The 12,015-nt window shown below is 62.8% G+C and carries 10 protein-coding genes; 2 read left to right on the forward strand and 8 right to left on the reverse strand.

Annotated features, from left to right (window positions below):
• Window positions 1–182 precede the first annotated feature (182 nt).
• The 7 genes from WIR04_RS16465 to WIR04_RS16495 all read right to left on the reverse strand — a co-directional run bounded on the left by WIR04_RS16465 (window position 183) and on the right by WIR04_RS16495 (window position 7,452).
• The gene (locus WIR04_RS16465; protein ID WP_338888338.1) at window positions 183–1,109 is read right to left on the reverse strand and encodes a L,D-transpeptidase family protein; all 927 of its coding nucleotides are present in this window, start codon (window positions 1,107–1,109) and stop codon (window positions 183–185) included.
• Between the two features lie 183 nt (window positions 1,110–1,292).
• On the reverse strand, window positions 1,293–2,534 hold the full coding sequence (locus WIR04_RS16470) for a mechanosensitive ion channel family protein (protein WP_338888340.1): 1,242 nt from the start codon (window positions 2,532–2,534) through the stop codon (window positions 1,293–1,295).
• Window positions 2,535–2,667: 133 nt separating this feature from the next.
• Window positions 2,668–3,867, reverse strand: coding sequence for an acetate kinase (locus WIR04_RS16475; protein ID WP_338888342.1), 1,200 nt, complete (start codon window positions 3,865–3,867; stop codon window positions 2,668–2,670).
• Window positions 3,868–4,179: 312 nt separating this feature from the next.
• Window positions 4,180–4,650, reverse strand: a complete 471-nt coding sequence (locus tag WIR04_RS16480; RefSeq protein WP_338888344.1) for a YhcH/YjgK/YiaL family protein — start codon at window positions 4,648–4,650, stop codon at window positions 4,180–4,182.
• 300 nt (window positions 4,651–4,950) lie between these two features.
• Window positions 4,951–6,057 carry a 1-acyl-sn-glycerol-3-phosphate acyltransferase gene (locus WIR04_RS16485; RefSeq protein WP_307766509.1) on the reverse strand — a complete coding sequence of 369 codons (1,107 nt, stop codon included), beginning with the start codon at window positions 6,055–6,057 and terminating at the stop codon, window positions 4,951–4,953.
• Window positions 6,058–6,278: 221 nt separating this feature from the next.
• Window positions 6,279–6,830 (reverse strand): ribosomal protein S5-alanine N-acetyltransferase, encoded by a 552-nt coding sequence (rimJ, locus tag WIR04_RS16490; RefSeq protein WP_338892614.1) that lies wholly within the window; start codon window positions 6,828–6,830, stop codon window positions 6,279–6,281.
• A 61-nt stretch (window positions 6,831–6,891) separates the two neighbouring features.
• Window positions 6,892–7,452 (reverse strand): GNAT family N-acetyltransferase, encoded by a 561-nt coding sequence (locus WIR04_RS16495; RefSeq protein ID WP_025325892.1) that lies wholly within the window; start codon window positions 7,450–7,452, stop codon window positions 6,892–6,894.
• Window positions 7,453–7,800: 348 nt separating this feature from the next.
• Here WIR04_RS16495 and WIR04_RS16500 point away from each other — a divergent pair, with 348 nt between their 5' ends.
• The gene (locus WIR04_RS16500; RefSeq protein WP_338888347.1) at window positions 7,801–9,573 is read left to right on the forward strand and encodes a M4 family metallopeptidase; all 1,773 of its coding nucleotides are present in this window, start codon (window positions 7,801–7,803) and stop codon (window positions 9,571–9,573) included.
• A gap of 48 nt (window positions 9,574–9,621) precedes the next feature.
• Here the strand turns inward: WIR04_RS16500 and WIR04_RS16505 are convergent, their stop codons facing one another.
• The gene (locus WIR04_RS16505) at window positions 9,622–10,521 is read right to left on the reverse strand and encodes a LysR family transcriptional regulator (RefSeq protein WP_025325890.1); all 900 of its coding nucleotides are present in this window, start codon (window positions 10,519–10,521) and stop codon (window positions 9,622–9,624) included.
• A gap of 208 nt (window positions 10,522–10,729) precedes the next feature.
• Here WIR04_RS16505 and mdtH point away from each other — a divergent pair, with 208 nt between their 5' ends.
• A complete protein-coding gene (gene mdtH, locus WIR04_RS16510; protein ID WP_025325889.1) occupies window positions 10,730–11,923 on the forward strand; it encodes a multidrug efflux MFS transporter MdtH in 1,194 nt (397 codons plus the stop codon).
• The last annotated feature ends 92 nt before the right edge of the window (window positions 11,924–12,015 follow it).

Raw genomic sequence — 12,015 nt, forward strand, 5'->3', positions numbered from 1 at the left:
AACCACTTTTAACAAATAAAAAACACAGAGAAAACGTTTCACACCTAATCAAGTAACCAATCAAGAGGGGTTAGGCCGGATTTTATCCCGACGGTGCAAGGACTTACCCGGGCAGCCCCTTCCTTTACCCATCATAAAAAAGCCCCGACCTTGGCCGGGGCTCGACATCGAGGGCAACCGGATCAGCGGTTGATGGCGATGGGCATGCCGCTGCGCTGCTCCAGGGCCTGCTTGACCAGCTGCGAATCGCTGTCCGCGTGGGCGATAAAGCGCGTCACGGCCGGGGTCATGGGTAGCGGCGCCGGCAGGCTGGAGTTGAACTCCTCCTGGCTGCGGGAGAGCGGCTGGTGCACTTCCAGGTAGCGGCTGCCATCCGGTTCGACCGAGGCCTTGATCGGCTGGTTCACGAACTGGACGCGGGTGCCGACCGGTACCTGCTTGAACAGATACTCGATGTCGTCGTTACGCAGCCGCACGCAGCCGTGGCTCACACGCAGACCTATGCCGAACTGGGCATTGGTGCCGTGGATGGCGTACATCTTGCCGATGTAGAGCGCAAACAGCCCCATGGGGTTGTCCGGGCCGGCGGGCCAGACCGCTGGCAGGGTCTCGCCACGGGCGGCGTACTCGGCATGCATCTTGGCGGTCGGGGTCCAGGTCGGGCCCGCCTTCTTGCGCTGCACGCTGGTCACCCAGTTCTCCGGGGTGTCGGTGCCGAGCTGGCCGATGCCGATGGGCAGCACTTCCACCACCTTCTTGCCTTTCGGGTAGTAGTAGAGGCGCATCTCGGCGACGTTCAGCACTATGCCCTCGCGGGGGGCATCCGGCAGGATCAGCTGATGCGGCACGACCAGCTTCTCGCCCGCCTGCAGCAGCAGGGGATCCGCCTTGGGGTTGGCTTCCAGCATGTTGGTCAAACCGAGCTGGAACTTGGCCGCGACCGCTTCCAGGGGCTGGCCCGCCTCTTCGGCCGGCACCACGTATTCCAGGTTCTCGCCCACCAGGCGGCTATTGGCCGCAGGCAGGGCATATTCGACGGCAAGCACGGGCGTGGCGGTCAGGAGCAGGCTGCAGCACAGTGCAGCCGCCGTATTGTGGAGGAGCTTCATAACTTTCCTGTGATATTGGGGTGATTCAGGACTCTGGCCAGGCCGGGAGCGGCTTGCGCGTCCGGGGCGAAGAGAAGGCCGCCATTTTTCTCCTCTGCACCGCAAATTTCAACCGACACGTGGTGACGGGTCGATGATTAATATGGCGTTTTCCCCTGGCCTCATCCTGCAACAAGCATCAAATCAGCCGTTCTTCCAGGCATGCATGTCATAACCGGTTGGAGATTGATGCAACCGCAGATGAAATTGCCCAATAATGGCGAATATATGGTCGAATATATCGGCCTGGATCCCTTCGTAATCGGCCCAGGCGGTGGTCGCCGTGAAGCAGTAGATCTCCAGCGGCAGGCCGTCGGAAGTCGGTGCCAGCTGGCGCACCATCAGGGTCATGTCCTTGCGAATGCCGGAGTGGGCGCGCAGGTAGGCATCCAGGTAGGCGCGCAGGGTGCCGAGGTTGGTGAGGTGACGGCCATTGATGGGGCAGCTGATGGCGTCGCTGAGCTGCTGGTTGTAGCTGCTCAGCTCCTGCTCCTTGCGGCTGAGATAGGGGGCCAGCAATTTGGCCTGCTTGAGCTGCAACTGCTCCTCCGAGGTCAGGAAGCGCACGCTGGTCATGTCGATGTTGACGCTGCGCTTGATGCGCCGACCACCGGATTCCGTCATCCCCTGCCAGTTCTTGAAGGAGTCGGAGATCAGGGCATAGGTTGGGATGGTGGTGATGGTCTTGTCCCAGTTCGACACCTTGACCGTGGTGAGGCCGATGTCGGTCACCTCGCCATCGGCGCCGTACTTGTCCATCTGCAGCCAGTCACCGACGCTCAGCATGCGGTTGGCAGAGAGCTGGATCCCGGCCACCAGACCGAGGATGGGGTCCTTGAACACCAGCATCAGCACTGCGGTCATGGCCCCCAGGCCGCTGAACAGGAACAGCGGCGACTTGCCGAGCAGCAGGGCTATCATCAGGATGCCGACCAGTATGCTGGCCACCAGTTTCACCCCCTGGAAGATGCCGCGCAGGGGCAGGTCCCGTCCGAGCCGGGTATAACGGCTCACCGACAGCAGGCAGTCGAGCAGGGCGAACAGGGCAAGCAGCAGGAACAGCAGGATCCAGAGCTGGGCCAGCATCTCGATAAGCTGCAGGCTGTCGGACTCCCTGGGCAGCCAGATCTCAGCCTGACCGAGCAGCACGGCCCCTTGCAGCACGAAGGCGAGCCGGTAGAAGAGCCGCTGCTGCAGCTGGGGCGGCAGCCACACCTGCTTGGTCTTGCCAAGCAGCCCCACCAGGCGCACCAGCAGGATGCGGTGCAGCACCAGGTGCAGTGCCAGCGCGGTCAGCACGATGAAGCCCAGGGCGATCACCAGCGCCATCATAGGGGTCACATCGACCCCCAGGCCTGACAACCAGTTGAAAAATATCTCCTTCATCTCTACCTCCGGGACGTGAAACTGCCGTCAGGGTACGTATCTGGCCCCTCATGTCAAATGACAGCTTGCTCAATGTGCCGCTGAAACGACAACGCCCGGCACAGGCCGGGCGTTGCTTCGGTGCGAGGGGGCCTTAGCCGACCAGGCTCAGAGCATCGCGGGCGATGACCAGCTCTTCGTTGGTGGGCATCACCAGGGCCAGGCGGCTGCCTTCGGCCGTGATGGGGCCTTCACCGCCCAGCACGGCGGCGTTGTTGGCCTCTTTATCGACCTTGAAGCCGAACAGGGCCAGACGCGCCAGCACCATCTCGCGCACCATGGCGGCGTTCTCGCCGATACCACCGGTGAACACCAGGGCATCCAGGCGACCGTCCATGGCGGCGGCATAGGCCCCGACATACTTGGCAACTCTGTAGGTGAACACATCCAGCGCCCGCTTGGCGCCGGCGTCGGTGGCGTAGTTGGTGGTGACATAGCGGCAGTCGCTGCTCACCTCGGTCATCCCCAGCAGACCGGACTCGCGGGTCAGCACATGGTTGATCTCGTCCACGCTGTAGCCGAGCTGGTCGTGCATGAAGAAGACCACGGCGGGATCTATGTCGCCAGAGCGGGTGCCCATCGCCAGCCCTTCCAGCGGAGTCAGGCCCATGGAGGTGTCGACGGACTCGCCGTTCTTGATGGCGCAGACGGAGGCACCGTTGCCCAGGTGGCAGTTGATGATGTTGAGCTCTGACAGCGGCTTGCCCAGCGCCTTGGCGGTCTCTTCGGCGATGAAGCGGTGGGAGGTGCCGTGGGCGCCGTAACGACGGATGCCGTTCTCCTGATAGAGCTTGTAGGGCAGCGCGTAGAGGTAGGCTTCCTGCGGCAAGGTCTGGTGGAAGGCGGTGTCGAACACGGCCACGTTTTTCTCGGCCAGGGCCGGGAAGACCTTGAGGGCGGCACGGATGCCGATGAGGTGCGCCGGGTTGTGCAGGGGGGCGAACGGAATGGCGGCCTCGATGCCGGCGATCACGCCATCATCGATACGAACGGAGCGGGAGAACTGCTCGCCACCGTGCACGATGCGATGGCCGATGGCGACCAGCTGCTCGGCGAGGGTCGGATCCTGGGGCAGGATCTGACCCACTATGTGGTCAAGGGCGGCCTGGTGCGCGGCACCGGCGCCCAGCATGGCTTCGCCCTTGACTCCGTGGAGTTTCCATTTGATACGTGCGTCATCCAGATTGAAGCATTCGGCCAGGCCGGACAGCATGTCCTCACCTGTTTCGGCGTCCATTACGGCAAATTTCAGGGAAGAGCTACCGCAGTTAAGGATCAATACCAACTTGCTCATGTTCTACATCTTCCTGTGCTTCGGCTTTATGCCGACAGTGTCGTGTCATCCAACATGGATGGGATTCCCCTGCCGGGGGCGTTATGGTCGCAGGAAAGTGCGCCCAATTTTTCAAACTGTCTGGCGCCGACCCATAGTCTGGCGCGCTCATCCTTTCAAACTCTCTAACGCCGACCCATGGTCTGGCGCGCTCATCATGTTCAAACTGTCTTGCGCCGACCTTTCGTCAGGCAAACTCGTCGAATCATCGATTCGGGACGGACCGAGCTGCGGTCCTGTCGTGGCGGGTGCCCGGGCACCCGGCGCTGCGGCTCAGACCGAGGTCAGCAGCGACTGGTGGACCTTGACGACCAGCTTCTTCACCAAGCCTGGGGTAGTCAGGGTACAGAGAGGGCGATGCAGTTCTCCCGGCCAGAAGATGGCAAAGTCGCCGGGCTGCAACGCCAGATAACTGGTCTGGTCGTCATCGACGAACCAGAGATCGGGGTGGGGATGATCGGCACCGTCGCTCACATAGGCATGGGGCCCGACACCGATCCACTCCTCCCCCCGCAGCAGCAGCTGGATATCCAGATACTGCTCATGAAACTCGCCGCGGCGATCCGCGACCGGCTCTGTCAGCGCTTCGCTCACCAGGCAGAACAGCTTGAGGCCGTCTATGTCCTGCTTGCCAAGGGGCGCCTCACGCCAGTGGGCAAGGCTCTTCACCACCTCGGCCATGATGCGGGCCAGCGGCGTGGGCAAGGGGGTGCGTTGCAAGGTATCCAGACTGCCGGTGATCATGGGGTGCGCATCCTTAGGTATATCTGCCGTCTATCTTTGTCCATCAATGAAAAAGGACCCCTAAAGGTCCTTATCCAGCGTCGCCTGCCATCCGTGCAGACTCGAAGAGCGCCTGGTTCGTCTTGTTGGCGCCGGGTCACTGTTGCACAGTCGCCCGCCCCTTGCCAAGAGATACCCGCTCATTCACCCGATGATCGTACCAGTTGAAACAATATTATTCACTAGTCGATTGCCAGCGACTTTGACCAGACGCAAAAACGGGAGCATCTGCTCCCGTTTTTTTCACCGAATCGGTGTCATTCAAACCTTGCTGGCGTTCTCCACCGGCTTGGCGTACATGGCACGCCAGATGGCCTTGTGCTCTTCCGGCACTTCCGACTGGCGGGTCAGGAAGGCGGCCTGCTCGGTCGTGCTGGCCCGATTGGGGACATCTGCGGCCAGGTAGTTGCCGGGGAAGAGGCGATAGCTGCTCCAGATCGCCTTGTCGATGAGCGCGGCCAGTTCGTCCGGATCGCTGAAGCCCTCTGTGATGGGGGCGCCGAAGGAGACATGTACCCGCCCCTTCTGGCCGACGATGCCGGCGACTATGCTCTCGATGTCCTCGAACTCACCCTTCTCGTAGCTGCCGTTGACCGACTTCTCGTAGAGCTCGCGCGCCTTGGCCTTGTCGGTGGGATCCACCTCGTAGCTGATGCTGACCGGCACTATGTTGAGGCTGCGCATGTAATCCACGAAGTCGATCTTCTGCTTCTTGCCGTCCACATAGAACATCTTGAGGATGGCCGGATCCGTCTTGTCGTCCCCGTTCTTGGCGCGTCCTTCCTTCTGGGCGATCCAGATGGAATGCCCCTCGTGGACCGACTGACCTATGTAGGCAGACAGCTCGCCGAGGGCCTTCATCATCTCCCGCGGCCCCTTGGCGGAGCGCTTGACGATGAAGCTCTTGTTGAGCTTCATCAGCTCGGTGGCACAGGGCTTGCGCAGCAGGTTGTCGCCAATGGCGATGCGCACCGTATCGAAGCCATGGGTGTGCAACCCCCAGTTGACGAACGCCGGATCCATGGCGATGTCCCTGTGGTTGGAGACGAACAGGTAGCCCTGCTCCTTCTTCAGATGCTCGAGGCCGGAGAAGCTCACCCCCTGGGTGGAGGTAGCTATCATGCGACTCATGTAGCGGGTCACCCCCATCTGCACCTGATGGATGGTGCTGACCTTGGCCCACTTGTGGCGCAGGAACTGGCGGATCAGCGGGCGAATGGCCCAGCCCAGCCAGCTCATCAGGGAACCGAAACGGTATTTGGCGATGGCGCCGATAAACTCGTCATCCTGGATCAGCCGCTCGATGGCAGCCGGCACTTCGTCATCGCGATAGGGGCGAATGTCCGCGAATCTATCTACTTCTGTCACAATGTCAGCCTTGCATGTATGGAGTCGCGACCAGCTGCTGCTGGCCGGGAAAATTCAGGGCGCAATTTTACACGCTTTTGGGGTCAGGGGTATGAGAGGCGCACAGATAGTGCGATCTTGCCGCGAAAAAGCCGCCAGCTCATGGGAAACCAGGATCCAGGATGACCTGCGCCCATGGCTTGTCGAGGGACTGCCCCCACAGGAGGAACACCACATCCTGCCTAACCGGCCGGATTGAGCAGCGCTGTGAGGATGTGGTCCTCCCAGCGGCCGTTGATCATCAGGTAGTCCCGGGCATAGCCTTCCCGCTCGAACCCGAGACGCGCCAGCAGGGCGCCGCTGCGCCGGTTCACCGGCATATAGCTCGCCATGATGCGGTGCAGGTCGCGCTCCCGAAACAGGTAGTCGATGCCGGCGGCCACCACCTCCAGCATCAGCCCCTGCCCCTCATGTGCCTCGTCGATGGCATAGCCCAGATGGCATGCCTTGAACATGCCCATCATGATGTGGGTGAAGTTGCAGGTGGCGAGCACCCGCTCCCCTTTGGGATCGAGCGCCACCAGTTGCACGGCGCTGCCGTCGAAAAACTGGCCGTAACCGTCGCGCAGCCGCCCCTGCCAGTGACCCAGGGTGTAGAAGCTCTCGTCGCGTTTCGGCTCCCAGGGTTGCAGGTGGGTACGGTTGCGCCGGTAGAAATCCAGCATCAGCTCGGCCCGCTCCGGGGGCAGGATGGTCAGCCGGGTGCGGGCCGTGGCGATATGGGGCAGGGTCAGCACAGTGTCTTCCCATACTGGCCATGCAGGGTGCCAGCGACCAGGCTGGGCCGGGACGCCATCAGTGATCCCTTTCCCGCAGCCTGAGCCAGTCATCCCGCAGCAGACCGTAGTGGACGTGATCCACTACCCTGTCCGCCAGCCGCTCCGCCCGCCGGGTGATCCCCTCCTGCTGCATGCCGAGCCGCTCGCACACAGCCCGGCTGGGCTCGTTCTCCAGCGCGGCGCTGATCTCCACCTTCTCCATCCCCATCTCCTCGAAGGCGTGATGGATCAGGGCCTGACAGGCCCGGGTGATGATGCCGTTGCCCTGCCAGCGCTCCGCCAGCCAGTAGCCGATGCTGACCTTGGCCAGCCCCTGATCGATCTGGTTGTAACCGATGACACCGACCACCTCCCCCTGATATTCGATGGCGGTGGTCAGCCCCTCGCCCCGGGCAAATTTCTCGATGGCGTGGCGAATGAAGGTGGCGCTGTCAGAGGGCTGCTGGATATGGGGCACCCAGGGCAGCCATTGGGAGAGATAGTCGCGATTGCGCTGGCAGAGGCGAAAGAGTTCGCTGGCCATGTCGGGCTGAAGAAACAGGAGCGCCAGCTCGTCATCCAGTTGCCATGAAAACATTGCTCCTCCCCCGCCTTTGGTCCGGCATCCGCCGTCATGGGAGCCAATGTAGTCAATCAATCCCTTGTTTGCCAAGGACTTTCGGCGCCTTTCACCGGCAGGCAACCCCCATATGGATGTGCCCATTTGGGCATTATTTTGGGCCTTGCAGCAATCAGCCCCTCGTTTGGTACAAGTCACCATATTCATGACCAATTTCAGCGACTACGGATGGAAACAGTCAGATCTGCTACGCCTTTATGCTGCTCTGTCACATATGACAGGCAGTTATTTCAGACCGGCGCACTAGTGTAAGAGCGCCGGGCAACGGACCCGGTGTGCAATATTCATCGACTAAGGAAAGACAAGATGAACAAAGTCTATTTGGCCGTGGTACTGGCCTGCTGGGGAAGCGCCGCCATGGCGGCAGAACAGGTGGAAGTGAATCAGGCGGGGGGGCTGGCGGGTCTACTGGGAGCGCCGAGCGCCGGTATCAGCACGCTGGCCGGGGATGGCGAGTTTCGCCAGGTACGGGTCGTCAAGCTGCCCAACGGCCAGCAGCGAGTGCGTTATGAGCAGACCTGGCAAGGCATCCCGGTCTGGGGTCAGGTGGTGGTGGCAGAGCAGTCTCCCACGGGCCAGGTCAATCAGGTCTCCGGCAGGGTGCTGCGCCAGATAGGCGCCGACGTCGCCAGCCCCACGGCGGCGCTCTCCCCCGCCGACGCCGCTCTCAAGGCGCGCGCCGGTGCCAAGGGCAGCAACGAGCAGGTCAAGCTGTTCGTAATACAGGACGACGCCGGTCAGGCCCGCCTGGTCTATCTGGTCTCCTGGCTGGCGGCGAGCGAACAGCCCAGCCGTCCCTTCGTCATGATCGACGCCCAGAGCGGCACCGAGCTCAAGCGCTGGGAGGGGATTAACCACCAGGACGCCACAGGCCCGGGTGGCAACCTCAAGACCGGCAAGTATTTCTACGGCGCGGACTTCGGCCCGCTGCAGGTGGATGGCAACTGCCGCATGAGCAGCACCAACGTGGACACCATCAACCTCAACCACGCCACCTCGGGCGGGGCCGTGCACCAGTTCAGCTGCCCGGAGAACACGGTCAAGGAGATCAACGGCGCCTACTCGCCGCTCAACGACGCCCACTACTTTGGCAACGTGGTGTTCGACATGTACCGCAACTGGTACAACACGGCGCCACTGAGCTTCAAGCTCAAGATGCGGGTGCACTACAGCCGCAACTACGAGAACGCCTTCTGGGACGGCAGCCAGATGACCTTCGGTGACGGTGCCACCACCTTCTATCCCCTGGTGAGCCTGGACGTGGCGGCCCACGAGGTGAGCCACGGCTTCACCGAGCAGAACTCGGGACTGGTCTACTCGGGTCAGTCGGGCGGCATCAACGAGGCCTTCTCCGACATGGCGGGGGAAGCGGCCGAGAACTACATGAAGGGCAGCAACGACTGGCTGGTGGGAGCCCAGATCTTCAAGGGCAACGGCTCCCTGCGCTACTTCGAGGACCCGACCCGGGACGGCAACTCCATCGGCCATGCCAGCGAGTACTACGACGGCATCGACGTGCATCACAGTTCGGGGGTCTACAACCGCGCCTTCTACCTGCTGGCCAACACCAGCGGCTGGAATACCCGCAAGGCCTTTGAAGTGTTCGTGCTGGCCAACCGCCTCTACTGGGGGGCCAACACCACCTTCGATCAGGGTGCCTGCGGCGTGACCAAGGCGGCCACGGATCTGGGCTACAGCCTGACCGACGTTGCGGCGGCCTTTACCACTGTGGGGGTCAATGCCTCCTGTGGTGGCACCACGCCGCAACCCGGCAGCGTGCTGCAAAACGGGGTACCGGTGAGCGGTCTCTCCGCCGCCAAGGGTGGCAAGCTGAACTTCACCATCGAGGTTCCCGCCGGCAAGAGCCAGCTGGTGATCGCCAGCAGCGGCGGCAGCGGGGATGCGGATCTCTACGTGAAGTTCGGCTCGGCCCCGACCAGCAGCAGCTATGACTGCCGCCCCTACAAGAGCGGCAACGCCGAGACCTGCACCCTGAACGCGCCCAAGGCCGGAACCTGGCACGTACAGCTGAGCGGTTTCAGTGCCTTCTCGGGGGTGAGCCTCAAGGCCAGCTACTGATCCCGAATGTCAGTGAAGAGAGAGCGCCGGACTTGTCCGGCGCTTTTTTCATGCTGGCTTGCCCGACCAGCGCCGGGCCAGGGTGCGCGCCGCCTCCAGCACCCGCTCCTTGGCGGGATTGGGCCGCTTGCCGCTGCGCCAGGCCATCATCACATCCCAGTGATCCGGCGGCAGATCCGTCACATCCAGTTTCACCAGACGACCAAACTCCAGATCCCGGGTGATGGCGAGCGCCGGCATCAGGGTGATGAAGCCATGCTCCAGCGCCAGCTCCCGCGCCGCACTGGCGGGCTGGATGGCGTGCAGCGGGCTCGCTACCTGGCGCAGCAGCCGCAGTTGCAGGATCAGCTCGTCACAGCCGGTGCCCCACTGCTGAGGGGCCAGCCGCTCGTTGGCGATGTCCTGCAGGGTCAGTCCCTGCCGTCCGGCCAGCGGATGGGTGGCGCAGGCCACGGCGATGATGGGGGAGCGATAGAGCAGCTCGAGCTGGATGCCCGCGATGGCGGGACACTTGAGGATGAAGCCGACGTCGGTCTCGCCGGTCAGCAGCTCCTGCATGATGACGCCGGAGTGATCCGTGCTGCAGCGGATCTCGAAGGCCTCGTCCACCAGGGCCAATAACAGTGGCCCGAAGACGACAGTAGTCAGGGAGGGGAGACAGGATAGCCGGATCCGCGGCAGGGCCGGTGCCCCCTGCATCGCCAGCCGCCCTCCTTCCAGCGCACTCAAAGCGCTGGTGGCCGCCGGCAGAAACTGCTCGCAGGCCGGTGTGGGGGTGGCGCCACGGCGGTGGCGACGGAACAGGGACTGTCCCAGCTCCTGCTCCAGCACGGCGATCCGCTGGCTGACCATGGGTTGTGACCAGCCGCGAATGGCCGCCACCTTGCTGAAGCTGCCACGGTTGGCCACATCCAGCAGCAATTGCAAATCGTCGAGTGTCACAGCCATAACCAAATCCAATATGAAATATAGCCAGTTGTCGGCTACCACTATATCTGGAGCCCCACCAGAATAGCAGCATCAATCGTCGTGAAATGGCAGAACGCCAGCGAGTCAGGGACTTATCGTCGCCCTTGGCTCTGTTTGGTGACGGCGCCATTCGGATGATGAGAACACAACGAATAATGTCATCGAAGCAAGCAGGGGTATAAGGGTCATGGTGGAGCGGGCGAGGCGGTTGGGGCGGTGGTTCTTGGCATTGGATTCCCTCCTGGTGATCCTGGGGTTCTTCGTGGTGATGCCCATGATCAGCCTGCGATTCGTGGACCAGCTTGGCTGGGCCGCCGGTGTGGTCGGGCTGGCGCTGGGCCTGCGTCAGCTGACCCAGCAGGGGCTGGGGGTCTTCGGCGGCTCCCTCGCCGACAAGTTCGGGGCCCGCCCCCTCATCGTCTGCGGCATGCTGCTGCGGGCGCTGGGCTTTGCCAGCCTGGCCTACGCCCAGAGCGGGCTGGAACTCATCGTCTCCTGCATCATCTCGGGGCTCGGCGGCTGCCTGTTCGATCCGCCCCGGGCCGCCCTGGTGATCAAGTTCACCCGCCCGCGGGAGCGCGGCCGCTACATCTCCCTGCTGATGATGCTGGAGAGCGCCGGCGCCGTGGTGGGCGCCCTGCTCGGCAGCTGGCTGCTCAACTTCGACTTTGAATATGTCTGCCTGCTGGGGGCCGGCCTGTTCGTCTGTGCCGCCCTGTGCAACCTGCTGATCCTGCCACCCTACAAGCTCTCCCTGCGTCCGACCCCGATCCGGGCTGGCCTCGGTCAGGTGATTGCGGACAAGGCGTTCTGCCGGCTGGTACTGATCCTGAGCGGCTACTACGCGCTCTGGGTACAGGTGATGCTGATCTTCCCCATCTTGGTCAAGCAGATGGCGGGAAGCACCACGGCGGTGGGCTGGATGTATACCCTGGAGACGGCCATCTCCCTGGCTCTGCTCTACCCTCTTGCCCGTTACGGCGAGCGCCACTTCAAGCTGGAAAACCGCCTGATGGCGGGGGTATTGCTGATGACGGCGGGGATAGGGCTGGTGGCCTTTGCCACCACCTTGCCCGCCGTCTTCATGCTGCTTGCCTGCTTCTATCTCGGCATCGTCATCGCCGAGCCGGCGCGGGAGACGCTCATGACCAAGCTGGCCCAGCCGGGGGCGCGCGGCAGCTACATGGGGTTCAGTCGCCTTGGTCTGGCGCTCGGCGGCATGACGGGTTACGTGGGGGGCGGTGCCCTGCACGACTACGCCATGGCCCAGGGACAACCCTGGCTGCCCTGGCTGGTGCTCGGCACCGTCGGCGTCACCACTCTGCTGCTGCTGGTGAACTGCTTTCAGCGCGATTCCCGTCTGGCCCAGGTCAATGCCTGATCCTTGAGCACACAATGCGGATGACCCCGGGGCGCCCCTCGTTCGAGTCGGCGCCCTTCTTTATCCGGCAACACAGGGTCGGCGGCCCCTTC

The sequence above is a fragment of the Aeromonas rivipollensis genome (genome assembly GCF_037811135.1).
In the GTDB taxonomy this organism is placed as follows: domain Bacteria; phylum Pseudomonadota; class Gammaproteobacteria; order Enterobacterales; family Aeromonadaceae; genus Aeromonas; species Aeromonas rivipollensis.

What these genes read in the sequence shown, in the direction of transcription:
- WIR04_RS16465 (WP_338888338.1), bottom strand. Translation starts at nt 1,109, where the DNA reads ATGAAGCTCCTCCACAATACGGCGGCTGCACTGTGCTGCAGCCTGCTC.
- WIR04_RS16470 (WP_338888340.1), bottom strand. Translation starts at nt 2,534, where the DNA reads ATGAAGGAGATATTTTTCAACTGGTTGTCAGGCCTGGGGGTCGATGTG.
- WIR04_RS16475 (WP_338888342.1), bottom strand. Translation starts at nt 3,867, where the DNA reads ATGAGCAAGTTGGTATTGATCCTTAACTGCGGTAGCTCTTCCCTGAAA.
- WIR04_RS16480 (WP_338888344.1), bottom strand. Translation starts at nt 4,650, where the DNA reads ATGATCACCGGCAGTCTGGATACCTTGCAACGCACCCCCTTGCCCACG.
- WIR04_RS16495 (WP_025325892.1), bottom strand. Translation starts at nt 7,452, where the DNA reads ATGTTTTCATGGCAACTGGATGACGAGCTGGCGCTCCTGTTTCTTCAG.
- WIR04_RS16500 (WP_338888347.1), top strand. Translation starts at nt 7,801, where the DNA reads ATGAACAAAGTCTATTTGGCCGTGGTACTGGCCTGCTGGGGAAGCGCC.
- WIR04_RS16505 (WP_025325890.1), bottom strand. Translation starts at nt 10,521, where the DNA reads ATGGCTGTGACACTCGACGATTTGCAATTGCTGCTGGATGTGGCCAAC.
- mdtH (WP_025325889.1), top strand. Translation starts at nt 10,730, where the DNA reads ATGGTGGAGCGGGCGAGGCGGTTGGGGCGGTGGTTCTTGGCATTGGAT.